Origin of the sequence: Variovorax sp. W1I1, assembly GCF_030815625.1 — a bacterium.
In the GTDB taxonomy this organism is placed as follows: domain Bacteria; phylum Pseudomonadota; class Gammaproteobacteria; order Burkholderiales; family Burkholderiaceae_C; genus Variovorax; species Variovorax paradoxus_C.
The window spans coordinates 5,893,969-5,920,125 of record NZ_JAUSWZ010000001.1; the positions used below are offsets into that span (position 1 = coordinate 5,893,969).

At 66.3% G+C, this 26,157-nt stretch carries 19 protein-coding genes and 1 pseudogene; 6 read left to right on the top strand and 14 right to left on the bottom strand.

Annotation, left to right across the window (positions count from 1 at the left end):
* Positions 1-73 precede the first annotated feature (73 nt).
* The gene (locus QFZ83_RS27435) at positions 74-3,466 is read left to right on the top strand and encodes a hypothetical protein (RefSeq protein ID WP_307511514.1); all 3,393 of its coding nucleotides are present in this window, start codon (positions 74-76) and stop codon (positions 3,464-3,466) included.
* Between the two features lie 1,082 nt (positions 3,467-4,548).
* Here QFZ83_RS27435 and QFZ83_RS27440 read toward each other — a convergent pair.
* From QFZ83_RS27440 to QFZ83_RS27450, 3 genes and pseudogenes are all read right to left on the bottom strand, one after another.
* A pseudogene (locus QFZ83_RS27440) lies at positions 4,549-4,833 on the bottom strand (ESPR domain-containing protein); the annotation flags it as partial.
* Positions 4,834-5,284: 451 nt separating this feature from the next.
* Entirely contained in the window at positions 5,285-5,827 is a 543-nt protein-coding gene (locus QFZ83_RS27445; RefSeq protein ID WP_306881129.1) for an ureidoglycolate lyase, read from the bottom strand.
* Positions 5,824-7,488: a SidA/IucD/PvdA family monooxygenase gene (locus QFZ83_RS27450; RefSeq protein ID WP_306881130.1), complete on the bottom strand. Its 1,665-nt coding sequence runs from the start codon at positions 7,486-7,488 to the stop codon at positions 5,824-5,826. Before QFZ83_RS27450 ends, QFZ83_RS27445 begins: the two co-directional genes overlap by 4 nt.
* Before the next feature lie 157 nt (positions 7,489-7,645).
* Between QFZ83_RS27450 and QFZ83_RS27455 the strand changes: the two genes are divergently transcribed.
* The gene (locus tag QFZ83_RS27455; protein ID WP_307511516.1) at positions 7,646-8,554 is read left to right on the top strand and encodes a LysR family transcriptional regulator; all 909 of its coding nucleotides are present in this window, start codon (positions 7,646-7,648) and stop codon (positions 8,552-8,554) included.
* Positions 8,555-8,587: 33 nt separating this feature from the next.
* Here QFZ83_RS27455 and QFZ83_RS27460 read toward each other — a convergent pair whose 3' ends face one another.
* The gene (locus QFZ83_RS27460; protein ID WP_307511518.1) at positions 8,588-11,629 is read right to left on the bottom strand and encodes an autotransporter outer membrane beta-barrel domain-containing protein; all 3,042 of its coding nucleotides are present in this window, start codon (positions 11,627-11,629) and stop codon (positions 8,588-8,590) included.
* A 322-nt stretch (positions 11,630-11,951) separates the two neighbouring features.
* Here QFZ83_RS27460 and QFZ83_RS27465 point away from each other — a divergent pair, with 322 nt between their 5' ends.
* Positions 11,952-12,584, top strand: coding sequence for a LysE family translocator (locus tag QFZ83_RS27465; RefSeq protein WP_307511520.1), 633 nt, complete (start codon positions 11,952-11,954; stop codon positions 12,582-12,584).
* A 6-nt stretch (positions 12,585-12,590) separates the two neighbouring features.
* Here QFZ83_RS27465 and recG read toward each other — a convergent pair whose 3' ends face one another.
* The 3 genes from recG to QFZ83_RS27480 are packed head-to-tail and all read right to left on the bottom strand — an operon-like array spanning position 12,591 to position 16,893.
* Entirely contained in the window at positions 12,591-14,717 is a 2,127-nt protein-coding gene (gene recG, locus QFZ83_RS27470) for an ATP-dependent DNA helicase RecG (RefSeq protein WP_307511522.1), read from the bottom strand.
* An 11-nt stretch (positions 14,718-14,728) separates the two neighbouring features.
* Entirely contained in the window at positions 14,729-16,225 is a 1,497-nt protein-coding gene (locus tag QFZ83_RS27475) for a TIGR01777 family oxidoreductase (protein ID WP_307511523.1), read from the bottom strand.
* Entirely contained in the window at positions 16,222-16,893 is a 672-nt protein-coding gene (locus tag QFZ83_RS27480; RefSeq protein ID WP_307511524.1) for a DUF4166 domain-containing protein, read from the bottom strand. Before QFZ83_RS27480 ends, QFZ83_RS27475 begins: the two co-directional genes overlap by 4 nt.
* 128 nt (positions 16,894-17,021) lie before the next feature.
* Between QFZ83_RS27480 and queA the strand changes: the two genes are divergently transcribed.
* Positions 17,022-18,065, top strand: a complete 1,044-nt coding sequence (queA, locus tag QFZ83_RS27485; RefSeq protein WP_307511525.1) for a tRNA preQ1(34) S-adenosylmethionine ribosyltransferase-isomerase QueA — start codon at positions 17,022-17,024, stop codon at positions 18,063-18,065.
* Positions 18,066-18,070: 5 nt separating this feature from the next.
* Positions 18,071-19,243, top strand: a complete 1,173-nt coding sequence (gene tgt, locus QFZ83_RS27490; protein ID WP_306881138.1) for a tRNA guanosine(34) transglycosylase Tgt — start codon at positions 18,071-18,073, stop codon at positions 19,241-19,243.
* A 20-nt stretch (positions 19,244-19,263) separates the two neighbouring features.
* Here tgt and QFZ83_RS27495 read toward each other — a convergent pair whose 3' ends face one another.
* Complete coding sequence (locus QFZ83_RS27495; protein WP_307511527.1) at positions 19,264-19,638, bottom strand: hypothetical protein; 375 nt, start codon at positions 19,636-19,638, stop codon at positions 19,264-19,266.
* A gap of 143 nt (positions 19,639-19,781) precedes the next feature.
* On the opposite strand from QFZ83_RS27495, the gene QFZ83_RS27500 reads away from it, so the two are divergent.
* Positions 19,782-20,564 (top strand): SDR family NAD(P)-dependent oxidoreductase, encoded by a 783-nt coding sequence (locus QFZ83_RS27500; protein WP_307511528.1) that lies wholly within the window; start codon positions 19,782-19,784, stop codon positions 20,562-20,564.
* A 76-nt stretch (positions 20,565-20,640) separates the two neighbouring features.
* Here QFZ83_RS27500 and QFZ83_RS27505 read toward each other — a convergent pair whose 3' ends face one another.
* The 6 genes from QFZ83_RS27505 to QFZ83_RS27530 form a co-directional block, all read right to left on the bottom strand.
* A complete protein-coding gene (locus QFZ83_RS27505) occupies positions 20,641-21,018 on the bottom strand; it encodes a DUF3597 domain-containing protein (RefSeq protein WP_306881141.1) in 378 nt (125 codons plus the stop codon).
* A 186-nt stretch (positions 21,019-21,204) separates the two neighbouring features.
* Positions 21,205-22,269, bottom strand: coding sequence for a zinc ribbon domain-containing protein (locus tag QFZ83_RS27510; protein ID WP_307511529.1), 1,065 nt, complete (start codon positions 22,267-22,269; stop codon positions 21,205-21,207).
* 26 nt (positions 22,270-22,295) lie between these two features.
* Positions 22,296-23,081 (bottom strand): DUF2145 domain-containing protein, encoded by a 786-nt coding sequence (locus QFZ83_RS27515; RefSeq protein ID WP_307511531.1) that lies wholly within the window; start codon positions 23,079-23,081, stop codon positions 22,296-22,298.
* Positions 23,078-23,536, bottom strand: a complete 459-nt coding sequence (locus tag QFZ83_RS27520) for a hypothetical protein (RefSeq protein WP_306881144.1) — start codon at positions 23,534-23,536, stop codon at positions 23,078-23,080. The genes QFZ83_RS27515 and QFZ83_RS27520 overlap by 4 nt, the downstream gene beginning before the upstream one ends.
* The gene (locus QFZ83_RS27525; protein ID WP_307511532.1) at positions 23,533-24,075 is read right to left on the bottom strand and encodes a YiaA/YiaB family inner membrane protein; all 543 of its coding nucleotides are present in this window, start codon (positions 24,073-24,075) and stop codon (positions 23,533-23,535) included. The genes QFZ83_RS27520 and QFZ83_RS27525 overlap by 4 nt, the downstream gene beginning before the upstream one ends.
* Before the next feature lie 117 nt (positions 24,076-24,192).
* Positions 24,193-26,148, bottom strand: a complete 1,956-nt coding sequence (locus QFZ83_RS27530; RefSeq protein ID WP_307511534.1) for an MFS transporter — start codon at positions 26,146-26,148, stop codon at positions 24,193-24,195.
* Positions 26,149-26,157 lie beyond the last annotated feature (9 nt).

Here is a 26,157-nt window from a genome sequence, read left to right on the forward strand (position 1 = left end):
GGTCGAACTCAAACCCGTGGACAGACTGGAGATGCCACCTGCGGCGGTACTCAGTCCAGTGGACAAGCTACCAATGTTGCTGCTCGCCGTGCTCAGGCCGGTGGACAGGCTCGAGATGCCGCTGGTGGCGGTGCTCAGACCCGACGACGTCGAGGTCGACAGGCTGTTGACCGTGCTGTCCGTCGTGCTCAGGCCGGTGGACAGGCTCGAGATGCCGCTGGTGGCGGTGCTCAGACCCGACGACGTCGAGGTCGACAGGCTGTTGACCGTGCTGTCCGTCGTGCTCAGGCCGGTGGACAGACTCGAGATACCGCTGGTCGCTGTGCTCAGACCAGACGACGTGGAAGTCGACAAGCTACCGATGCTGCTCGTCGCCGTGCTCAGACCAGACGATGTTGAGGTCGACAGGCTGTTGATCGTGCTGTCCGTCGTGCTCAGGCCGGTGGACAGGCTCGAGATGCCGCTGGTGGCGGTGCTCAGACCCGACGACGTCGAGGTCGACAGGCTGTTGACCGTGCTGTCCGTCGTGCTCAGGCCGGTGGACAGACTCGAGATACCGCTGGTCGCTGTGCTCAGACCAGACGACGTGGAAGTCGACAAGCTACCGATGCTGCTCGTCGCCGTGCTCAGACCAGACGATGTTGAGGTCGACAGGCTGTTGATCGTGCTGTCCGTCGTGCTCAGGCCGGTGGACAGGCTGGTGATACCACTGGTCGCTGTGCTCAGACCAGACGATGTCGAAGTCGACAAGCTGCTGATGCCGCTCGAGGTAGACGTAGACAGGCTACCGATGCTGCTGGTTGCCGTGCTCAGACCAGACGATGTTGAGGTCGACAGGCTGTTGACCGTGCTGTCCGTCGTGCTCAGGCCCGTGGACAGGCTCGAGATGCCGCTGGTGGCGGTGCTCAGACCCGACGATGTCGACGTCGACAGGCTGTTGACCGTGCTGTCCGTCGTGCTCAGGCCCGTGGACAGGCTCGAAATACCACTGGTCGCCGTGCTCAGACCAGACGACGTGGAAGTCGACAAGCTGCTGATGCCGCTCGAGGTAGACGTAGACAGGCTACCGATGCTGCTGGTTGCCGTGCTCAGACCAGACGATGTTGAGGTCGACAGGCTGTTGACCGTGCTGTCCGTCGTGCTCAGGCCGGTGGACAGGCTCGAGATGCCGCTGGTGGCGGTGCTCAGACCCGACGATGTCGACGTCGACAGGCTGTTGACCGTGCTGTCCGTCGTGCTCAGGCCGGTGGACAGGCTCGAGATGCCGCTGGTGGCGGTGCTCAGACCCGACGATGTCGACGTCGACAGGCTGTTGACCGTGCTGTCCGTCGTGCTCAGGCCCGTAGACAGGCTCGAAATACCACTGGTCGCTGTGCTCAGACCAGACGACGTGGAAGTCGACAAGCTACCGATGCTGCTCGTCGCCGTGCTCAGACCAGACGATGTCGAAGTCGACAGGCTGTTGATCGTGCTGTCCGTCGTGCTCAGGCCGGTGGACAGGCTGGTGATACCACTGGTCGCTGTGCTCAGACCAGACGACGTGGAAGTCGACAAGCTACCGATGCTGCTCGTCGCCGTGCTCAGACCAGACGATGTCGAGGTCGACAGGCTGTTGACCGTGCTGTCCGTCGTGCTCAGGCCGGTGGACAGGCTGGTGATACCACTGGTCGCTGTGCTCAGACCAGACGACGTGGAAGTCGACAAGCTACCGATGCTGCTCGTCGCCGTGCTCAGACCAGACGATGTCGAAGTCGACAGGCTGTTGATCGTGCTGTCCGTCGTGCTCAGGCCCGTGGACAGGCTCGAAATACCACTGGTCGCTGTGCTCAGACCAGACGACGTGGAAGTCGACAAGCTACCGATGCTGCTCGTCGCCGTGCTCAGACCAGACGATGTTGAGGTCGACAGGCTGTTGACCGTGCTGTCCGTCGTGCTCAGGCCCGTGGACAGGCTCGAGATGCCGCTGGTGGCGGTGCTCAGACCCGACGACGTCGAGGTCGACAGGCTGTTGACCGTGCTGTCGGTCGTGCTCAGGCCGGTGGACAGGCTGGTGATACCACTGGTCGCTGTGCTCAGACCCGACGACGTCGAGGTCGACAGGCTGTTGACCGTGCTGTCCGTCGTGCTCAGGCCGGTGGACAGACTCGAGATACCGCTGGTCGCTGTGCTCAGACCAGACGACGTGGAAGTCGACAAGCTACCGATGCTGCTCGTCGCCGTGCTCAGACCAGACGATGTTGAGGTCGACAGGCTGTTGATCGTGCTGTCCGTCGTGCTCAGGCCCGTGGACAGGCTCGAGATGCTGCTCGTCGCCGTGCTCAGACCAGACGATGTTGAGGTCGACAGGCTGTTGATCGTGCTGTCCGTCGTGCTCAGGCCCGTGGACAGGCTCGAGATGCTGCTGGTTGCCGTGCTCAGACCAGACGATGTTGAGGTCGACAGGCTGTTGATCGTGCTGTCGGTCGTGCTCAGGCCGGTGGACAGGCTGGTGATACCACTGGTCGCTGTGCTCAGACCAGACGATGTCGAAGTCGACAAGCTGCTGATGCCGCTCGAGGTAGACGTAGACAGGCTACCGATGCTGCTGGTTGCCGTGCTCAGACCAGACGATGTTGAGGTCGACAGGCTGTTGACCGTGCTGTCCGTCGTGCTCAGGCCGGTGGACAGACTCGAGATACCGCTGGTCGCTGTGCTCAGACCAGACGACGTGGAAGTCGACAAGCTACCGATGCTGCTCGTCGCCGTGCTCAGACCAGACGATGTTGAGGTCGACAGGCTGTTGATCGTGCTGTCCGTCGTGCTCAGGCCCGTGGACAGGCTCGAGATGCTGCTCGTCGCCGTGCTCAGACCAGACGATGTTGAGGTCGACAGGCTGTTGACCGTGCTGTCCGTCGTGCTCAGGCCGGTGGACAGACTCGAGATACCGCTGGTCGCTGTGCTCAGACCAGACGACGTGGAAGTCGACAAGCTGCTGATGCCGCTCGAGGTAGACGTAGACAGGCTACCGATGCTGCTGGTGGCCGTGCTCAGACCCGACGACGTCGAGGTCGACAGGCTGTTGACCGTGCTGTCCGTCGTGCTCAGGCCGGTGGACAGGCTGGTGATACCACTGGTCGCTGTGCTCAGGCCAGACGACGTGGAAGTCGACAGGCTGCCAATGCTGCTCGTAGCGGTACTCAAACCAGACGACGTCGAGGTCGAAAGACTGCCAATGCTGCTCGTGGCGGTGCTCAACCCACTCGACGTGGAAGTCGACAAACTGCTCATGCTGCTAGCAGCGGTGCTCAGGCCGGACGATGTCGAGGTCGACAGGCTGCTGACGCTGCTGGTGGCAGTACTCAAGCCGGACGATGTTGAAGTCGACAGACTGCTCACGCTGCTGGCGGTGGTGCTCAACCCACTTGACGTCGAGGTCGACAAACTGCTCACGCTGCTGGCAGCCGTGCTCAGGCCTGTACGCAGCTGATTGATAGTCGCGATGTCCTGCGACGCGGCGCCGTCAGCCACATTCGTGATGCGGCGCAAAGCCGAGGCCGATCCAACCGAAACTTCCGACGCAGGTGCGGCCTGGCCGGTCAGGAACGCTGTCCCCGTGGGTGCCGCGGCACCGGTCGTGCTGCCCGAACCGATCGCCACGCTGTCGGCATAGACGGCGGTGGCACGGTCACCGACCGCCACTGAAGAATCGCCGAACGCCTTGGCCTCCGCGGCGATGGCGGTGGCGCGGACTCCGATTGCCTGCGAAAAACTACCGAGTGCCGTACCGAGAGCCTGGTTGGCGCTGGCCGCCGTACCGAACGCTATCGCGTTCGCCCCACCAGCGAAAGCCGTGTGGCCAATGGCAGCAGACGTTATCCCTGCTGCATTGGCCGACGGCCCGAAAGCCGTAGAGCCGGCGGCGATGGCTCTCGCGCCACTTCCAAACGACGTCGATGGTCTTTTTCCGTCTTCACTTCCACTCGCGAATGCGTTAAGGCCTAAAGCCATATCACTTGCGAAGACGGCGGTGGCGCCGGTGCCGACCGCAATGCCATTCAACCCCCCCGCAGAAGCCCCGGTGCCGACCGCAGTGCTATTCACCCCCCCCGCCGAAGCCCCGGTGCCGACCGCGATCGCGTCGTTACCGGCGGCCTGCGTTGCCGTAGTGCCTGCGCCTATCGCCAGCGCTCGGGAGCCAGAAGCTCCGCTCAGCGTCGATGCGCCGCCGATGCGCATGCCGTTGGAAGCGGTACCGCCGCCCAGACTCAGATTACCGGAGTTGACAAAAAGCTGCCCACCGAGCGACAGGGAGGAACTGCTGCCAGGGCCGCCGCCGCCCGTTGGGCTGAAAAACATACTCGCCGCCGTTTGCGTTGCCGGGTTGGAATTGCAGTTGGGCGAGGGCGTATTGGGCCCCCACGCTCCATTGCCTCCTACATCCGTCAGCACCAAACAATTGTTATCTCGCGCATCATTGATATAGACCTGCGCCCGCGATGGATTGCTGAAGCCCAGCAAGCCCAAGGCAACCGACGTCAATGCCACGCCAACAAAGGCATTCGAGCTCGATGCCAGAACGCTCCCTCGAAGAGCGCTTCTGCTGGAACCTTTGCCACGGCTGCGGCTGATCTCGGAGGCAGCGACCCAAGCACCTAGTGCTTCGTTCCAGATAGTTTGAAAAGTCTTGTTCATTGAAATTCGATCCGAAGAAGAAACGGCATGCGCCGCGCCTGCATCGATCGCAAAAGAACGACAAGAAGAGTGCCGAGAGCGCATACGGATCAACCGTCTTGCTGCGCAGTGCCGGACTTCCGCAAACAACAACCGGCTGCGCATCGTTCGATGCGTGCTCATGTCTGTTCTGGGGTGTTTCTCGCAACGGGTGCGAGTCCGAGATCTGCCTCAACCACTCGACTCGCTGATGAAAACCACGGAACCCGTGCAGCGATCGAAGGGGGCGAATCTAAATTCGCAAACAGTTGGAGAGGTTCTTAAAATGTCTATAAAACGACTTTCATATCCATCGCCGTTCTGACAATGTGAACAATTTCCGGATCAACCGAGCGCACGCGAGTGCATGTATGAGCGAGTGAATACGTGAGAGAAATATGCGTCGCTTGGTCGCTGACAGGTGGGGAAGGCGGCGCAAGAGCGGCTTGAACGCGTCGAGTGCGGCAGCATCCGCGAGCGATGTTCTTCGTTTGCAGGATCAAGGCAGGCCAGCGGGCTTGGCACGCCGGCATCGACTGTCAGGTCGCCAACGCGCTCGATGAAAGCGTTCGCGATGATCCGCCTGCACGAAGCCTCACAGCGACTGAAGCACCAGTTGAACAGTCACGCCGTACCGATCCGTCAGATTGCAGGTGTGATGGTCGACGATGTTGGTGTCGGCAAGTTCAAGATTGAAGAAGGACATCTCCTCCGCATCGAACAGCGGCCCGGCATGCCATGTGCCGACGTGCAGCATCACCGCCACGTCGCCCCGAATCAGGAACGCACGGATGTCCTCCAATCGCGGTTCTGCATCGGGCTCTTCCAGGGCAATGGGTGGTGCCACGGCCATCACCCAGTCGAAGCCGCCGACGGAGGCCAGCGCCTGCGTCACCAAGCGATGGCGCGTGATTCGATTGAAGCGGAGGCCACGGCCTGGCAGGCGCATGTTGTAGAAGCGCGGCGTGCCTCTTGAAAGATCCAGCTGTGCATCCTGTGGGCCGAAAGGTACGCCGTCGTCGGACTTGGAGATGACGGTTCCGAAAGCGGCAAACGCTTCGGCACTCAGCGGTTGCACACGCAGTTCCACGGTGCGCTGGTCGGCGATGGCGTTGGGGTGTTGATGTGGCGTGTTCATGGCGATGCAAGGCTCTTCAGAGGGTTCAATGATTGGCTCACTGACGCGTCGGGAGACGGCAACCAGCAGTCGTTTTCGATGCCGTTCGGCAGCACGAGCTCGGGCTCGTCGTAGGCCCGAAGGCCCGGCATGAGTTGGGCGGTCTGGTCCAGAAAAAGCTGCTGGGTCACACCGCGAACCACGCGCGGCAACGTGTGCTTGTGGCCGCTGATCGAGGTGCAGTGCGGCCCATGGCTGATGTGCGAGGCGCTGTTGAAGGCGAACACACGCGACACCCACGAATCGGTGCTCGGGGCCAGCGCCTGAAACTCGAAGTGGGCGCCGAGATAGGGAGCCTCTCCCGCATTCGCTGCTGCAGCGGGCGCATGACGATCGCGCCAGCGCGAGACAAGCGGCGCCAGGGTCTGCAGCTCCGGGCGGGCTGCCAGATCCAGCGTCTGGCCGGTCGCGCAGATCAGGTGATCGAACTGCAGCGTGCCATGCGGCGTCTCCACCTCGATCTCTTGCTCCTGCGTCATTCGCACGGTTGTCCACGGACAGGCTGATCGCATGCGAAAACCCGGCAGCTTCAGGGCCGCATCGAAGCTGCCGCGCGGTGGCGGTTGGTCGGCGGCGCGGAAGTATTGCGCCACCTGCCAGCGTGTCGCGTCGGGGAGCGCATGAAAGTGCTGCATGAACCCGGCCGTCTCGATATGCCGATGCGGGTTCGCACGCGGCAGCCGTTCGCGGCGAAAGCACAGATCGACCGATGCGGCGCCAGCGCGCAGCGCCGCCGCTGCGTTGTCGAACGCCGACGCGCCGTGCCCGAGGATTCCGACGCGCCGCCCCTGCAGGCGTGCGAAGTCGATGCGATCGGCCGAGTGGTTGTAGCGCGTCGATGGCAACGCATCGGAGACGACGGCGGGAACGCGCCAGGCACCCGCACCGTCGAAGCCCGTGGCCAACACGACCGAGCGCGCCAGGTAGGTCCGCGGACCGGTCGGCGTCTGCGTGTCGACGGCGATCCATACGCCTGCCGGACGCACGTCGTGCACCTGTACCCGGTTGTGCATGGGGAGCGCCAATGTGTGGCGGTACCAACGCAGGTAGTCGGCCCACGCGGTGCGCGGAATGCGATCGATGCGCTCCCAGGCGTCGACGCCATGGCGCGCCTGGTACCAGCGCTGCACGCTGAGACTGGCCAGCCCGAGGTCCATGCCGTTGAGCACCTTGGGCGTCCGCAATTCGGGCATGCGCGCAAAGTTGTCCCACACGCCTTCGGCACCCTCCTCGGCCGCATCCAGCATCAGGACGTTGTTCACGCCATCACGGTGCAGCCGGGCACTGATCGCCAATGCCGATTGGCCACCGCCGACGATGAGGACATTCAACAAGGCCGGCGTGGCGCCGCCTGCTTTCGACAAGGGCGGGGACTCTACCCAGGAGCGATCCGGATAAGCCAGCAGTGTCATCTCGGCGCGCGCTGTCTGGGCAAGCGCCGCCGTGTTGGCGCACTCATGCGGCCTCATCTGAAGAGACGACGCGGACTCGTGAACGGATGGATGCGTGTTGGGCATGAAGGGTGAACCGGGTTGGATCGAGGAGCCATCTTTGGTGCCGCCAATGCGCGACATCGCCGATCTTTCGTCGAGGTGAGTTCGGGAACTGCCGCCGATCTTCACAGCGCAAGACGGCGCCGGGAAGAAACCAAAAGTCCACGGGGCGTTGCCGTTAAAGCGGCACTACGCCAACGATTCGCCGCACACCGCGAAGCCCCAGAATCCGTGCACTGCGCATCGCGCCGCACGCTTCCTAACCCACTTTCCCGACTGCTCCCGCATGCACCTTCACTGGAACGCGCTCGTCTACTTTCGTGAGTCCGCACAAAAGAAATCGATGCGCAAGGCCGCCGAATCCCTGGACATCACACCTTCGGCGGTGCATCGCCAGATTCTCAAACTCGAGGAGCAGATGAAGTGCCAACTCTTCGAACGCAGCGCCGAAGGCGTAAGCCTCACTGCGGCCGGCGAGACCTTCTACCGGTACGTGCAGCAGACGCACCACGGGCTCGAACGCATGCTCTCGGAAATCGAGGACCTGCGCGGCATCCGTCGCGGCCACATCAACATCGCTTGCGAGGAGGGCCTCGGCAAAGACTTCCTGCCGCGGATCGTTGCGCCTTTCAGCGAGCAGTACCCGGGCGTGAGCTTCAGCGTCAAGGTGACGGACATGCCGACCATCACCGAAGGCACGGCCAAGGGCGACTACGACATCGGCCTGGCCTTCGACCCGACGCCTCATCCGCAGGTCCAGCGACGCAAGCAGGTGTCGGTGTCCGTGGGGGCGGTGATGTTGCCCACGCACCGGCTCGCGAAGAAAAAGACGGTGCGGCTGGCCGATCTGGTGGGCGAACCCCTGATCGTTCCCGACGCGGGCTACGCAATCCGCCAGATGCTGGACCGCAAGTTCATCAACGAGTCGTCCAGGCACCTGACGATGCGCGTGGAGTCGAACTCGTTCGAGACCATCAACAGCCTGGTGAAGATGGGCATGGGAACGGCCCTTCGCACGCGCGTGGGCATCATGGACGAGATCGAACGCGGCGTGCTGGTGTTCGTTCCTCTCACGGACCCAGGCATGCACACCGACAACGTCGCAATCTGCATCAAGCGCCGACGCCCGCTGCCGGTGGCGGCGTCCATCCTGATCGAACGCCTGGTTTCCGGGCTGGCGGCGCTGGGCGACTGACTGACGGAGCGCAGCCCCGCGCGCCTGCCCCGCTCACCACTTCACGCGCATGCCCACGCTGGCGTTGATGCCGCTCTTCACGCGCGCGTCGCCGCCCGAGGCGAAGAGCTTGCCCACTTCCGCGTACAGGCTGGTCCGCTCGCCGACGGCCAAGGTGGCGCCGCCCGCAAGCTCGGTGCTGGTGCCGCCGGTGCGCGTGCCGATGTCGGTCCAGCCCGCGGAGCCTATGAAGCGCGCCACGTCCGTGCCGCTGGAAGTGCGATACACGTTCAGCCGCGCATACGGCTGCAGCACGCCGGCCCCGGTGGCGATCTGTCCCTTGAGCCGCACGCCGGCGCGAACCGTCCAGCCGCTGTCGGTGTCCTGCGAAACGCGGGCGCCGGAGAGTGACACGTCATCGAGGTTCAAACGCTGGTGCACCAGTTGCAGCTGCGGCTCGATCTTCCAGTCGCTGTTGAGCGCGAAGCTCTGGCCCACCTCCAGCGACAGCAGCGTGCTCTTGCCCTTGCCGGAAGCCGAGGGCGAACTGTCGAGAGGCCCGGCCGTGTAGCGGTGGCGGCCGCCCTGCAGCACCGCATCGGCGTAGAAGCCCGCATCGCTCGTGAAGCCGCCATACAGGCCGAGGTAGTCGCTGCGCAGGTCGTTGCTGCCGACGGCGAGGTCGAACACGCCGCGCGCGAAGCCGCGGGTGCGGGCATCGCCTTCGAGCCGGCCGACGTACACGCCGGCGCGCCAGTTGCGGTCGGCCCACAGGTCGGTGCCGGCCTGCAGCCCTGTGAGCTGCCCCTCGCTCCTCGGGCTCACGGTGCCTTGCTGGCTGATCTTCAGGTTCGTGCTGATGACGCGGCCCCATGCGCTGCGCAGCGGCGCGCCGCTCTCGTCGCCCGCATCGTTGCGGCCGACCCGGGCGCCGTCGCCCATGCGCGCGCGCGAGTTGCCCAGCATGGCGAGGTTGCCCTGGCGCAGTTGCTCGGGCAGCGCGGCGAGCATCGGGACCTCGGTGCGGTAGGTGGGAATTTGCGACCCCAGAGACGGCGCTGCCGAACGCAGATACCAGTTTTCGCCCGCGCCGTTCACGTCGGCCGCATACAGCCGGTACTCGTAGGCGCCCGCATCCACATGGCCGCCCGCGACCGCGAAGGCGTCCTTGGTGGTCTGCGCCGTCGTCGTCGCGCCGTTGATCGCGCTGATGAGTTCGACGCCGTTGCCGACGGTCATGGCGCCAAGGCTGCCGACGTTGGCGATCTGCACCGAGGTTCGGCCGCTGGCGCTCGCACCCGCACCGTCGAGGACGAGCCGGTCGCTCGCAGGGCTGCCGAGTCCCGGGACGATGCCCATCCGCAGCGTGCCGTTGTTGCCCACATAGGCGCTCGTGATGGTGAGCGTCGTTCCAGGCGCCGCACCGACCAGCGAGACCACGCCGCTGTTCGTGAGCGAGGGCAGCTTCTGGCTGAAGCCCGCGAGGTCGAGCGTGCCGCCCGCGCCCACGCTGTGCGCCGATGCGCCGCTGAAGGCGTTGACAGCACCGGCCTTGAGCGTGCCGCCGTTCACCGCGGTGCTGCCCGTGTAGCTGTTCTGGCCGCTCAGGGTCAGCGTGCCGGCGCCGAGCTTCTCGAGGCTGCCTTCGTAGACCCGCGTGCTGCGCGCCGCTTCGCGCGCCACGCCGGTGGCGTATTCGCTGCGGTCCGCATCGCTCGCGCCGCCGGGCAGGCCCGCGGTCCAGCCACGCGTCTGCCTGGTCGTTTCCCAGGCGGCGGCCTCGGCGGCGTCTTCCGCGCGGCGCGCCCGGATCGCGACATCGGAGATGTCGTTCGACCAGGTGTCGTTCTGCCCCTGCGTGTTGACCGCGAACGGCCCGATGAACTGCCCCGGCCCGTTCATCGCGCGCCGCAGGCTGGGCGTGCCCCAGCCGTTGACCACGTCGGGCACCTTCACCTGCTGGCCCGCCTCGGGGTTGGCCATCGTGCCGGTGCCGGCCGCATCGACGATGGTCGCGTTCTGGGTCGCGGTGGTCTTCAGCACGGTGAGCACCTGCTCGTTGGTCATGTAGCTGAAGCGCTCCATGATGAGCGCGAGCGCCCCCGAGGCGTGCGGCGCGGCCATCGACGTGCCCGACAAGGAGGCGTAGCCGCCGGCCAGCACGGTGCCGTTGATCAGGTGGCCCGGCGCCGTGACGCAAGACCACTTCGCCACACCGCATTTGTTGTAGCGCTGCGTGCCCGGCACGTTGATGGAACCGTCGGCGTTGAAGCTCTGCCCGATGGCGCTCAGCGCGGAAACCCCGAGCCAGTTCTTTTCAAGCTCGGGATTGAAGTACGGCGCCGCCGCCCTCGGGCTCGGGTTGAGCCAGCCGCCGTTGCCGGCGCTGAACACCATCAGCGTGCCGGTCTTCGCGGCATCGAACGCGCCCTGGATCCAGGTGTTGTTGGCCATGTAGTAGCCGTTGGCGGTGTGCAGTTGCGCGAGGGTGTTGTACTGCTCGCCTGCCGGCGGACTGCCCCAGCTCGTGCTGATGATGCGCACGCCCTGCGCGTTGGCCGCGCGGTAGACATCGGCGATGTGCTGGTTGTCGACGGTGATGACCGCCGAGTCGCCGGGCAGCGGCCGCCCGAAGTTGGCGCCGTCGGTCTTGGCCGTGTTGGCGACGAAGAGGTCTGCGTTGAAGGCCACGCCATGCATGTTCTGCACGGCGGCGCCGCCATCACGGCTCGCGGCGATGGTGCCGCCGACGTGCGTGCCGTGGCGGTCGTTGTACGCACCGTCGTAGGCGCCGGGAATTGCGCCCACCAGCACGCCGTGATAGCGCGAGAACGGGAACTCGGGATGCGAGGCGTCGTATCCCGAATCGACCTCGCCGATCCTGATGCCCGCGCCGCTCACGCCCGCCGCGTACGCGTACTCGGTGCCCATCGCGATAAGGCCCCAGTCGCGCATGAATTCGGCTGTGCGCCAGCTGGCCGGCGCACCGATCATTCCCGGGTCTCCGGCATAGGTCTGGATGGCCCATGCCTGGTGCGTGGCCAAGCCGGCGAGGGCCATGGCGAGTGCGAGTCTGTTCATCCTCTTGGAAGTCATGGCGACTGTCCTCCGTGCAGTGTGTTGTTGGAATATTCAGCGTGCGAATCGCTCTTCGAAACGCGTGCAAAACGTTTGCAAGACGCGGACCAGTAGCGAAAAAGTCTGAAGAAAAATGCGGCCTCGCACAGCCCGCCAAAGCCATGCGGAAAAGCATCGCGGCGCAGTCTAGAAAACAAGTCGCGCGACAAGAACCCCGCGTAAACACCGTGGCGCTAATGCAGCGTTGTTGCATCTGCAGGCTTTCGTCGTACACATCCGCGGGGCTGCGGATAATGGCGAACCTTCGTCATCGCAGTTATCTGCGTAGCAGGATGCAACCATGAGTTTGTCCACCTACCTGTTGTTTCTTCCGGCCTGCTTTGCCATCAACATGGCCTTCGGCCCCAACAACCTGCTGTCGGTCACCAACGGTGCGCGGCACGGCGTCTCGCCCGCGGTGATCGCGGCGAGCGGGCGCCTCGTGGCCTTCGCGCTCATGATCGCGGTCGCGGGCCTGGGCATGGGCGCGGTGCTGGTGGCCTCGGAGCTGGCTTTCGATGTCATCAAGTACATCGGCGCGGCGTACCTCGTGTGGATCGGCATTCGTCTCTTGCGCGCACCGGCGCCCACGGCCGATGTGCAATCGCAGGGCACCGCCGCGCCGCCTTCGATGCGCGCGCTGGCACGGCAGGAGTTCACCGTGGCGGCCGGCAATCCGAAGGCCATCTTGGTGTTCACCGCGTTCTTTCCGCAGTTCGTTGTGCCCGGTGCGTACGCCTCCAGCTATGTGCTGCTGGGGGCGACCTTCCTGGTGTTCGAGCTGGTCGCGATCGCGCTCTACGCGATGCTGGGCGCGCGCATGCGCCGGCTGGCGAACGGCAGCCGCGCGATGCGTTGGTTCAACAAGGTGAGCGGCAGCATGATGGTTGGCTTTGGGTTGATCCTCGCGCTCACGCGCCGTCCCGCGGCATAGAGCCGCTCAAGCCTTCAAGTATTCGGCCTTGGTGCCGAGCCACCGGTCGATATGGCGCTGCGCCAGGTCGGCGTGCTTCTGCAGCATCACCGGCGCGAGCTCGCGCGCCCAGTCGAGCAGCAACGTGTCGGTGGTGAGGTCGGCGAAGCGCAGCAGCGGCGCCCCCGATTGGCGAGCGCCGAGGAATTCGCCGGGCCCGCGGATCTCCAGGTCGCGCCGCGCGATCTCGAAGCCGTCGCCCGTCTCGGCCATCGCTTTGAGCCGCGCGCGCGCCGCCTCGCCCACGCGGCCACTGTCACCCGGCGCGTAGAGCAGCACGCAAGCCGAAGCCGCCGCGCCGCGCCCCACGCGCCCGCGCAACTGGTGCAACTGCGAAAGCCCGAAGCGCTCGGCATGCTCGATCACCATCAGCGAGGCGTTCGGCACATCGACGCCCACCTCGATCACCGTGGTGCTCACCAGCACCTGAATCTCGTTGGCGGTGAACGCCGCCATCACCGCCTGCTTCTCGGCCGTGGGCATGCGCGAATGCAGCAGGCCGACATGGACGGCCTCGCCCAGCGTCCCGGCGAGTTCGTCGCGCGTTTCGGTGGCATTGCGCAGGTCGACCGCTTCGCTCTCCTCGATCAGCGGACACACCCAATAGACCTGCCGGCCCTGCGCGATCTGCGCCTGGATGCGGTCGATCACCTCGTCGCGCCGGTGGTCGGCCACCAGCTTGGTGACGATGGGCGTGCGGCCCGGCGGCAGCTCGTCGAGTGTGGAAACGTCCAGGTCGGCGTAGTAACTCATCGCGAGCGTGCGCGGAATCGGGGTGGCGCTCATCATCAGCAGGTGCGGTTCGAGATGGCCCACGGCCTTGCCGCGCAATGCGAGCCGCTGCGCCACGCCGAAGCGGTGCTGCTCGTCGATGATCGCGAGCGCGAGATTCTTGAAGCGCACCTTCTCCGAGATGACCGCGTGCGTGCCGATGACCAGCGCGGCCTCGCCGCTCTCGACCGCGGCAGACATCGCATCGCGCTCTTTCTTCTTCTGGCTGCCGGTGAGCCAGGCCACGCGCAGGCCGCGCTCGGCCAGCAAGGGATCCAGCCAGCCCACGAGCTTGCCGAAATGCTGCGCCGCGAGGATTTCGGTCGGCGCCATCAGCGCGCACTGGAAGCCCGCGTCGATGGCGCGCGCCGCTGCAAGCGCCGCCACCACAGTCTTGCCCGAGCCCACGTCGCCCTGCAACAGTCGGTGCATCGGGATCTCGCGGCCGAGGTCGCGCGTGATCTCCTCGCCCACGCGTTGCTGCGCGCCGGTCAGGCCGAAGGGCAGCACGGCGAGCAGTTGCGCATGCAGCGACGTCGCCACGGGTTCCGGCGGTGAAGGCAGCACCGGGGCGCGCTGGGCCGCGCGTTCCATGCGGGCCTGCAACTGCGAGAGCTGCTGCGCGAGCAGCTCCTCGGCCTTGATGCGCTGCCAGGCCGGGTGGCTGTGGTCTTCGAGCGTCGCCATCGCCACGTCGGGCGTGGGGTAGTGCAGGAAGGTCAGCGAACTGCGCAGGTCCCACGCGCCGCGAAGGCCGATCTGCACGGGGATCGTCTCGTCGAGCACCGCACGCGCGAGGCCCGAGCGCACCTCGCGCCGCAGCACCGGCTGCGCCAGGCCCGCGACGGTCGAGTACACCGGCGTGAGCGCCTCCGGCAGCGAGGTGCCCGCGGCCTTGACCGTGGGATGCATGATCTGCCGCCCCACGAAGCCGCCACGCATCTCGCCCCGCACGCGGACCCGCGCGCCGACCGCGAGCTGCTTTTGCTGCGAAGGATAGAAGTTGAAAAAGCGCAGCTGGCAGGTGTCGCTGCCGTCGTCGATGGTGGCGATCAGCTGACGACGCGGGCGATACACCACCTCGCACTCGGTGACCACGCCCTCGACCTGCGCCATGTCGCCGTCGCGCGTGTCGGCGAGCCTGACGATGCGGGTCTCGTCCTCGTAGCGCATCGGGAGGTAGAGGGCGAAATCGATGTCGCGCACGAGGCCGAGCTTGCGCAGGGCGCGTTGCACGAGGCTCAGGCCGGTGCCGGGCGGCTGCGGTGGCGACGGCGCGGTGGCTGCGTCCGCGGGCGTGGAGGGGGCTTTCTTGGCTGGCACGGGCAAGGCTTCTATCGCGGCCGGCAGAGGTCCGTCAAGGCGCTGCGGGCGTCGGGAAATGCGAACCGAAACCCGGTCTGAAGCAGGCGGGCCGGCACCACGCGCTGGCCTTCGAGCAGCAGGTCGGCCTGTTCGCCGAGCAGCAGCTTGACTGGTGCACCGGGCGTCGGCATCCAGAAGGGGCGGTGCATCACGCGGGCGGCGACGCGCGTGAAGTCTTCCTGGCTGAGCGCGCCGGGTGCGGTGAAGTTGAAGGCCTGCGCGGTCGCAGGTCCGTCGGCTCCCGCCTGCTCGGCAGCGCTCCACACGTGGGCCATGGCACGGATGACGTCGTGCACGTGCACCCACGACAGCCATTGCCGCCCGCTCCCCAGCCGTCCGCCCATGCCCAGCGCGACGGGCAGCAGCAGTTGCGGCAACGAGCCCTGGTGGCCCAGCACGAATCCGAAGCGCATGCAGGCGACGTGCACACCATGTGCGGTCGCGGCCCGCGCCGCGTTCTCCCATCGTTGGCACAGCGTCGACATGAAGATGTCCTGTGGCGGCGCGTCTTCGGTCAGCTCGGCGGCATCGCCTTGCGGCTGCACGCCGTAGTAGCCGATGGCCGAGCCCGACAGCAGCAGCCAGGGCTTGCGCGGTCGCGTGGCGATCCAGGCGACCAGCGTGCGGGTGAGGCCCTCGCGGCTTTGCAGCAGTTGCCGCTGGCGCCGTTCGCTCCAGCGCCGGCCGAGGATGCGTGCGCCCGCGAGATTGATCACCACGTCGCACGGGTCGGTCTCGGGAATCTGGTCGAGCCGTTGCACGCAGCGCACCGCCCCGCCGAAGTTCCATGCGGCCGAGCGCGCATCGCGGGTCCAGACCGTCACGGCATGACCGTCGGCCACGAGATGGCGCACCAGCGTCTGGCCGATGAAGCCGGTGCCGCCGGTGACCAGCACGCGCTGCGGTTTCGTACCGAAACGCACCGGCGCCTCGATGGCTCGCGTCTCCTCCTGCGCCGTCCGGCGGAACAACGCGCGTGCCGCGAGCCCGTCGCGCAGCCCAGAGATGCCGACACCCACGCCGCACAGCGCGAGAAAAGCGCCAAGCCAGCCCTGCGGTTGCCACACCAGCGCCGTCGGCTGTGCGGCCCAGGCCACCGCATTCATCGCCAGCAGCGCGATGAATGCGCCGGCGTTGATGGCCAGCACGGTGTGCGTGACGCGCTCGGTCGGAGGCAGGAGACGGCTGCCGTCTTCCACCACGAAGTCCCACAGCGTGAGCACGATCTCGACGCCGAACACCGCCAGCAGCACCCATGCCCACACGCCATGCCAGGCCCACGACGACAGCCCGATGAACATCGCGCAGTAGATCGACGAGCGCACCGCATGGATCGCCAGCTCGCGCCGCGCCGTGTTGCGCTGCGCGAGGGCCTCGGTGCCTTCGTGGTGATAGAGCGTGTCGAACGCGCCCATTAGCCCCTGCGCGGCCATGAGCTGCAGCGCCAGCAGGTGCGTGTCGATCATGCGGCGGCGGCCCCCGGGTCGGCCACTTCCTCGAATACGCCGACCTGCGTGAAGGTCGTGCCCATGAGCCAGTGGCGGATCTCGATGCGGATGTTGAAGCGCTCGGGCGTTTCGTTGTGGTGCCAGAGAAAGGTCTTGCCGGGCGTGAAGACGCCGGGCAGCGGAATGCGCCAGCCGAACACGTCCCAGAAATAGCCGTCGCTCTGGAAGTGCAGGCTGCCGTTCTCCACGCTCAGCACCAGCTTCATGCCCAACCCCATGCCCACGTACTCCAGCACTTCGCCGCGTTCGCTCTCGCGCATGAAGCTGGTGAACTGGATCGGCTCGCGGCCGTGCAGGCGATAGATGCGCTGCTTGTAGATGGCCGGATCGTCGGGCTTGGCGTAGACCTGGATCTCGACCGGGAAGTGGCTGTCGCTGTAGGGGATCAGTGCGCCCTGGATCAGCGGCTGCGTGAGGTGCCCCAGCAGCTTGCCGAAGCGCGAGCAGCGCAACTCGCTCAACGCACCCAGGTAATGCAGCGCCTTGCCCGGCGAGGGGTTCTTGTCGAAGCGCCGGCGGATGTCCGGGTGCAGGCCCTGCCAGGCGCTTCCGAGGATCTTCTTGAAGAGCTCGCCTTCGGAGGGAGGGGGCGCCAGCAGAACGCGCGCGACGGATGAATCGACCATCCGTCGATTCTGCCTCGGCAACCCCGTGCCGGGCTCCGGAATCCGAGCATGGGACAATCGCCGCCTTCCCGCGATTTCCTCCCTTTCCCATGCCTCCTTGGCACGGGCCCGTCCGGCCCTCAAGCACCATGCGCGCCTTCACGCTCTCCGATTTCGATTTCGACCTGCCACCCGAGCTGGTGGCGCAACACCCGGCCTCCGGACGCACGTCTTCCCGTCTCCTCGACGGCACAGGCGACGCCCCGGTCGACCGCATCTTCAAGGACTTGCCCTCGCTGCTGCGCGCGGGCGACCTGCTGGTCTTCAACGACACGCGCGTGGTCAAGGCGCGCCTCTTCGGCGAGAAGCCGACCGGGGGCAAGCTCGAACTGCTGGTCGAGCGCGTGCTGCAGGGCCAGGAGGTGGTCGCGCACATGAAGGTCAGCAAGAAGCCGCCTGTGGGAACGACACTGGAAATGGTCGGCGGCTTTCGCGCCACGCTGCTGGGCCGATGGCCCGAGGAGGACGGCGCGCTGTTCCGCTTTGCCTTCGAGAGCGACACGGGCGAGAACCCCTACATGCTGATGGAGCGATGCGGCCACGTGCCGCTGCCGCCCTACATCACGCACACCGATTCGGCCGACGACGAGAGCCGCTACCAGACCGTGTTCGCACGCGTGCCCGGCGCCGTGGCCGCGCCGACCGCTGCACTGCACTTCGACGAAGGCCTGCTGGCCGCACTCGAAGCGCGCGGCGTGCGGCGCGCCAACGTCACGCTGCATGTGGGGGCCGGCACCTTCCAGCCGGTAAAGACCGAGAACATCGCCGAGCACACGATGCATGCCGAGCGCTACGAGGTGCCCGAGGCCACGCGGCGCGCGATTGCCGAATGCAAAGCGCGCGGCGGCCGTGTGATCGCGGTCGGCACGACCACCGTGCGCACGCTCGAATCGTGGGCCAAGAGCGGCGAGGCCACGGGCGACACGCGCATCTTCATCACACCGGGCTTCGCCTTCACGCACGTCGATGTGCTGGTGACCAACTTCCATTTGCCCAAGAGCACGCTGATGATGCTGGTCTCGGCCTTCGCGGGCTACGAGCGGGTGATGGCGCTGTACGCCCACGCCATCACCCATCAATACCGCTTCTTCAGCTACGGCGACGCCATGCTGCTTGCACGGACCCAGGACTGAACGACATGCTGAACTTCGAACTCCTCAAGACCGACCCCGACAGCCACGCGCGCCGCGCCACGCTCACGCTCAACCACGGCAAGGTGCAGACGCCGATCTTCATGCCCGTGGGCACCTACGGCACGGTCAAGGGCGTGATGCCGCGCAGCCTGGAAGAGATGGGAGCGCAGATCATTCTGGGCAATACCTTCCACCTCTGGATGCGCCCCGGTCTCGACGTGATGGCGAGCTTCGGCGGGCTGCACCAGTTCGAGAAGTGGAACAAGCCCATCCTCACCGACTCGGGCGGCTTCCAGGTGTGGTCGCTGGGCGCGATGCGCAAGATCAGCGAGGAGGGCGTGAAGTTCGCGTCGCCCGTCAACGGCGACAAGCTGTTCCTCACGCCCGAGGTCTCGATGCAGATCCAGACCATCCTGAACAGCGACATCGTGATGCAGTTCGACGAGTGCACGCCCTACGACACCAAGGGCCACATCACGACCGAGGCCGAGGCACGCATCTCGATGGAGCTGAGCCTGCGCTGGGCCAAGCGCTGCCAGAGCGAATTCGCGCGGCTCGAGAACCCGAACGCGCTCTTCGGCATCGTGCAGGGCGGCATGTTCGAGAACCTGCGCGAGGAGTCGCTCGCCGCGCTGGTCGACATGGACTTCCCCGGCTACGCCATCGGTGGCGTGAGCGTGGGCGAGCCGAAGGAAGAAATGCTGCACATCATGGGCCACACGCCGCACCGGCTGCCCGCGAACAAGCCGCGCTACCTGATGGGCGTGGGCACGCCCGAAGACCTGGTGCAGGGCGTGGCCGACGGCGTGGACATGTTCGACTGCGTGATGCCCACGCGCAATGCGCGCAACGGCACCATGTTCACCCGCTTCGGCGACCTGAAGATGCGCAACGCGCGCCACAAGAGCGACCCGCAGCCGGTGGACCCGAGCTGCACCTGCCATGCCTGCGCGGGCACGTCAGGCGTGTCGTGGAACGACGGCGGGCGCGAAGGCTTCAGCCGCGCCTACCTGCACCACCTGGACCGCTGCGGCGAAATGCTCGGGCCGATGCTGTGCACCATCCACAACCTGCACTACTACCTGAACCTGATGACCGAGATTCGCGCGGCGCTCGATGCGGGCACGTTCACGGAATTCCGCGCACGGTTCAAGGCCGAGCGAGCGCGCGGCGTCTAGCCGGCGGGCTGGTCCGCGCCCTACTTCGCGGCGCCCGGCGGCTTGATCGCGAGCGGCGTGGTGTAGGGCTCGATGCGCAACAGGTCGTTCTTGAAGACGACGATCTGCCGCAGCGGCGCCTGCACCAGCGCGCCGCCCTCGCCGTGCTGCGAGGCGTACTGCCACAGCGTGAGCTGGCCCTTGTCGGCCAGCATCGCGGCCAGGCGCTGCACGGGCGGCGTCGTGCCGGCGCCGAGCTGGGCCGCCTCGATGCCAACGACCACATCGTCGCGCGGCGAGATCACCTTGAACAACAGCACCGGTGCCGCCCCCGCCTGGGCGCGCACCTGCCGCGCCACGATGAAGGCCGGCAGAAGCGCAAAGCTGACGAGAGCGCGACGGTGGAAGGAATTCATGTCGGCAAGCCTATCCACGCCACGCCCTCCTGCCCACAGGCCGGAAGCCATACGCCGGGCGGAAGCCCGCGTTTCCCCCATGGCGGCGGCATCCGGTACGCTCATGGCCTGTTTCCATCTTCATCGCCGTCGTCTTCATTCCCATGACCACAGCCACCTCAACCTCTCCCTACACCGCCCGCTATCCGTCGCTCGCCGGGCGCACCGTCTTCATCTCGGGCGGCGCCAGCGGCATCGGCGAATCGCTGGTGCGGGCCTTCCATGCGCAGGGCGCCAAGGTCGGCTTCTGCGACCTCGACGCGGCCGCAGGCACGGCGCTCGCCGCCGAACTGCAGGGCGAGACGCCCGCGCTGTTCAGCGTCTGCGACGTGACCGACACAGCCGCGCTGGCCGCGACCATCGCCGGTGTGCGGGCGCGCTTCGGGCCCATCGCCGTGCTGCTGAACAACGCGGCCAACGACCGGCGCCACGAGATGGCCGACGTGACCAGCGAGGACTTCGACCGCCTCGTGGCCGTGAACATCAAGCATCAGTTCTTTGCCGCACAGGCCGTGGCCGAGGACATGCGCGCACTGGGCGGCGGCTCGATCATCAACTTCGGCTCGATCAGCTGGATGATGAAAGGGCGTGGCTACCCGGTCTATCAGGCCTGCAAGGCGGGTGTGCGCGGCCTCACGCGCTCGCTGGCGCGCGACCTCGGCAAGCAGAACATCCGGGTCAATACGATCATGCCGGGCTGGGTGATGACCGAGCGGCAGATCAAGCTGTGGGTGAAGCCCGAATCCGCCGCGGAAATCGATGCGGCCCAGTGCCTGCCGGGCCGCGTGATGGCCGAGGACATCGCGGCGATGGCGCTGTTCCTCGCAGCCGACGATTCGCGGATGTGCACCGCGCAGGACTACGTGGTGGACGCCGGCTGGATCTGAAGCCTTTCGCCGCTCCCTTCAAAGTAAAAAAGCCCGGCAGTGCCGGGCTTTTTTGGTTGCGCGAGCCGAAGGGCGATCAGTCGCGCAGTTCAGCTGGCAGCGTGCCGCCATTGGCTGCAATGCGGGTCATCACCTGCTTGTGCAGGCCGATGTTCCATTCGGCCGAACCCGGCTCGCCGTCGCTGTAGAGAATTTCGCTGGCCAGCTCCTTGCGCGCGGCGAGGCTGCTGTCCAGGCCCAGCAACTTGAGCAGGTCGACGATCGAAGTGCGCCAGTTCAGGCCGGCGGCACCAGGCATTGCGTCCAGGATCGCCGGCACGTCGCCCAGCGGGATCGAGGGCGGTGGTGCCGCAACGGCCGGTGCGCCCGGTGCAGGCGCCGGCGGTGCGGCGACGACTTCAGCGGCGTTGGCCGACGGAAAAATCTTGGAAAAAATCTTGCCGAAAAAGCTCATGGAAGGAGGTCCTCGTCGTGTGTGGTGGAGGCCGGGCGACGCATGAAAGTGAACGCCGGCTGCGTGCGAAATGCAGCGCAGGCCAAGGTTCTAACACTTTGCCGCGACAGCTTCGCCAAAAAAGATGACCACGCAGCGTGCGGAATACCCGCTCGCGGTGGAAAGATGCCGTGCCTCTGCGCCCCCTCAGGCCGGCGCTGTGCCGCCACCGGCCCCCGCATGCGCCGAGGTGCCGCAGGCGTGGCAGAACTTCGAGAACGCGCTCTTGCGCGATTCGCACTGACCGCAGTGGTCGAACAGACCGATGCCGCAGTGCGGGCAGAAATCGATCTCGCCGTTCTTCAGGTCGACCGGCCGCTCGCAGCCTGGGCATACGCCCTTGCCGAGCCGCGCGAGCGCGACGTCGTAGCTCAGCTCCTCGCGGCGCACCTGGTCGGGCTGCTGCTCGGCGAGCTTCTGCCGCGCGAGGTAGGCGTTGAGCGCCACGATGGCGTGGCGCCCCACGAGCACGGTGAGCAAGATGCCGACCACGTAGCGCACATAGCCGCCGTAGCTCGGCAGGTAGGGCACCAACTCCACGAAGAACGCGAACAGCGCGAAGAAGATGAAGCCCCAGACGAACGGCCAGTAGGTGCTCTTGCGCTTTTTCGCGAACAGCCAGCCGGCCACGGCCAGCAGCGGCAGCGTGAGCGCGAGGCGGTAGGCGAACACCCGCAGCTCGATGCGCCGGTACTCGGCATCGAGCTTCACCTGCGCATCGCGCTCCAGTTCCGCGAGCGTCGTGCGGGCGCGCTGCTCGGCCTGGCGCGCATCGAGCATGATTTTTTGCTGCGCGTTGACCTGGCGCTGGACGGCGTCTTCCTTCTGCTTGAACGCATCGAGCGCCTTGGTGCGCGCGATGAGCTCGGTGTCCTGGTCGGGCTGCGCGGTGGCGCGGCGGGTGGCGATCCAGTTGCCGAAGGTCTCGCGCGCATTGGCGCTGGCCTGCTGCGCGGCATTGAGCTGCAGGCGGATCTGGTCGAGATCGCGTGACGCCTGCAACTCCGCGGCTTCCGAGGCCTTGATGGTGTCGCGCAGCGGCTCGGCCGCGCGCAGGTCGATGAAGTCGTCGATGCCGCGCACGCGCTCGACCTGCGGCAGGTCGCCGACGACCGTGCTGCCCAGGCCGATCAGGAAGCTCGCGAACACCAGCGCCACGAGCCAGAGGCCGCGGCGGAACCATTTTTCGGACAGGCGCAATGACTTGCTCATTTCGTTTTCTTTCTGAAGATTTCTTCTTATTGCAGCTTGAACGCCACCGGCGCCCCACCCAGCCCCGCGCGCGGCATCCACGCAAAGACCGAGTCGACAGTCACTGTCTCGATGCGGTCCGAAAACCGCTTCTCGTTCGGATGGTCGTCGAAGGCGATGTTGGCCGAGCCCACGCGGCCGCCGAGGCGCGTCAGCGGGCCGAGCTTCAGCGTGGTCGGCTCATAGCCCTTGAATTGCATCCACGCTTGCGCCTGCGCGCGGCTGTTGATGGTGGCGGGCTCCATGGCGGCGGCCAGCGTCTCGACAGCCCACTGGTTCGACTGCTGGTACTTCTGCCCCCACGCGTAGCTCACGATGCTGTAGGGCGCCACGTTGAGCCGAACGATGCGCGAAGGCGACTCGTTGAGCGCGGCCAGGAGCTGCGTCTGCACCTGGGGCGTGGGAATCACCCAGGCGGCTTCGTAGCGCCACAGGTCGTCGAGGAAGAACTCGCCCAGCCCCTGCCGGTAGACCGCCGCCACCGCGGTGCCGCACTGGTTGAGCTTGTGCACCACGCGCCACGGGCCCTCGTCGGTCTTGTAGGCGATGCCCAGGTGCGAGTAGCGCAGGCCGTACTTGCTCAGGTCCTGCCCCGCACGCGCCAGCAGCACGACACGGGCGCCGCTCGCATCGAGCTGCTGCGAGGTGCGCTCGGCCAGTTGCATGCCCTTGACGATGAGCGCCGGGCTCGGCTTGACCTGCTCGCAGGAGCGGCCGGCCTGCGCCTGCAGCGCCGCGAACGCAAGCAGGCACACCGCAAGTGCGCGCTTCATGACAGCCTCTCGTTGTGCAACAGCGCGCGGCCGATGGCGTTCGGCACGAAGGCCAGCACCTCTCCCGCGGCCGACAGCACGACGCCGCTGCCGATCACGCTGACCAGGACCGCCGTGCCGACCGATGCGGCCGCACCGTTGGCGGCGCGCCCCATCACCTTGACGCTGGCGCGTGCGCCGTCCGACGCGCGTTCGAGCACATAGACGGTGCCGTCGGCCGACGCTTCGACGGCGACCACCGCGAGCGTCGAGCCGCCCACAGACAGCGCCGCGGGCACCGCGACTACCGCCGTGGCCGATGCGCCAACGACGGAGGCCGCGCCGATCACCGAGGCGACGGGCATCAGCGAGAGAGCGACCGAAGCATCGCTCTGGGCCTGTGCGTGAAGAGGAGCCGCGACACCCGCGAACGCGGTGCAGACAGCGAGAGCAAGCGTGGCAATCGACTTTTTCATGACGTTCTTTCGTTGGTTGACGGTGGGTGGAATACAGCGGCGCATTCGGCCGAAGCTGAAGCAGCAGCTTCCTGGCGAGCGGCGCGGCGGCCTTGCAGTCGCGCGTCGATCAGATCGGCTTCATGGCGGTCGCGCAGCGTCTTGGCCAGTGTGAAGACCGAGCTGATGAGGAACAGCCAGCTCACGCCCAGGAAGGCCTTGTAGGCGTCGTTGATCTCCATGCGGACCAAGCCCCAGCCTGTCAGGCCCATCGCGGTGAAGAAGCTGCCCCAGACGACGAGGCGCCACATCGGCACGTCGCGGCTGGTGGTGCTTTCGGCCTGCTGGTTGTCGCGGATGAACTTCGCCAGCATGAAAGCGGTGCTCAGGCAGAACACGTAGCCCATCACCATGAACGCCCGGTCCAGCGTCTCGCCCGGCAGCCAGCTCAAGCCGGTGGCGCAGAGGAAGACGGCGACTGCGAACGACGCCCAGACCTGGAACTGCCAGGCTCGCGTGTCACGCTGGATCGAAACGGTGGTGGATGAGAAGGGTTGCATGAGTGCCTCGCGGCGTTGTGAAGGTGGGCGAATGATGGTTCGCCACCGCACCGCGGGACTCGAATGCTTCGACCAGTTGCGGTTTGAGCCGCCACTGGTATCTCAAGGGGATACTTTTCAGGCCGCCAGCAAGCCGCTCACGCGCTGCTGCAGCGCCTCGGGCTGCACCTCGGACGGCGGCACGACTTGGCCGACGTTCAGGCCCACGCGGCTGTAGAAGCCGCGGCGAAAGGGCTTGGCCATCGCGACCTGCTGGCCGCCGCGCAGTTCGATTCGGCTGAAGTACGAGCCCCAGAGGTTGGTCAGCGCCATCGGGATCACCGGCGGCTCGATGCCTTCGGCGCGCGCGCTCTCGACGATCTTCATCACGCCGCCCTTGAAGGGCTGCAGCGTGCCGTCGCGGGTGATCGCGCCCTCGGGGAAGATCGCGAGCAGATCGCCTTCGCGCAGCACGGCCAGCGCCTTGGCGAAGGCCGCTTCGTAGGCGGCCGGGTCTTCCTTCTGCGGCGCGATTGGGATCGCCTTGGCCAGCTTGAACAGCCAGCCGAGCACCGGCACCTTGAAGATGCGGTGGTCCATGATGAAGCGAATGGGCCGCGGGCTCGCCGCCATCAGCAGCACCGCGTCGATGAAGCTCACGTGGTTGCACACCAGCACGGCGGCGCCTTCGGTGGGGATGTGCTCGTCGCCCTTGATCTCGAAGCGGTAGACGAAGCGCGACAGCACCCAGGCCACGAAACGCAGCAGGTACTCGGGCACCAGCATGAAGATGTAGAACGCCACCACCGCGTTGGCGATGCCGGTGAACAAAAAGATCTGCGGAATCGTGAAGCCCGCGCCCAGCAGCGCGCCCGCGATGACCGAACTGCCGATCATGAAAAGCGCATTGAGGATGTTGTTCGCCGCGATGATCCGCGCCCGGTGCGTCGGTTGGCTGCGCAGCTGAATGAGCGCGTACATCGGCACGCTGTAGAGCCCCGCGAACAGCGACAGCAGCCCCAGGTCGGCCATCACGCGCCAGTGCCCGGGCTGGTGCACGAAGGCGCCGAGGCCCATTTCGGCCACCTTCGGCAGCGCGCGCGAGGCGAAGTACAGGTCGATCGCGAACACGCTCATGCCGATGGCGCCCAGCGGCACGAGGCCGATTTCCACCTGCCGGCGGCTCAGCGTCTCGCACAGCAGCGAGCCGACGCCGATGCCGATGGAGAACACCACCAGCAGCAGCGACGCCACCTGCTCGTCGCCATGCAGCACCTCCTTGGCGAAGCTGGGGAACTGGCTCAGGAACACCGCGCCGAAGAACCACATCCACGAAATGCCCAAGAGCGAGCGGAACACCACCACGTTGCCGTGCGCGAGCTTCAGGTTGCGCCAGGTCTCGCTGAAGGGGTTCCAGTTGATGACCAGCCCCGGGTCGGTGGCCGGCGCCTGCGGAATGGCCTGCGCCACGCCGCGGCCGAGCAGCGCGAGCAGCACGCAGGCCACGGCCACGCTGGTGTGGCCGATCTGAGGCACCGCCACCAAGAGGCCGCCCGCCACCTGGCCCAGCAGGATGGCGACGAAGGTGCCCATCTCGACCATGCCGTTGCCGCCGGTGAGCTCGCGCGAATCGAGCACCTGCGGCAGGTAGGCGAACTTGACTGGCCCGAACAGCGTGGAGTGCAGCCCCATGAGGAACACGCAGCCCAGCAGCACCACCGCATTGGCGGTGACGAAGCCCCAGGCCGCGATCAGCATGATCGCGATCTCCAGGTTCTTGACGAAGCGGATCATCTTCGTCTTGTCGAACTTGTCGGTGAGCTGCCCGGCCGTGGCCGAGAACAGCAGGAAGGGCAGGATGAACAGCGCGCCGATCGCCAGGCCAGCCATGGCCGGCGGCATCCAACTGAGCTGCAGCTGGTAGGTCACCATGACGGTGAAGGCGAACTTGAAGAGGTTGTCGTTCGCCGCGCCCGCGAACTGGGTCCAGAAGAAAGGTGCGAAGCGCCGCTGCTTGAGCAAGGCGAACTGGTTGGCGTGGGCGTTCGCTTCGTGAGGCGCCACGGAGGTGGCGGCAGCGGCGGGGGTTGTCATTCGAAGAAT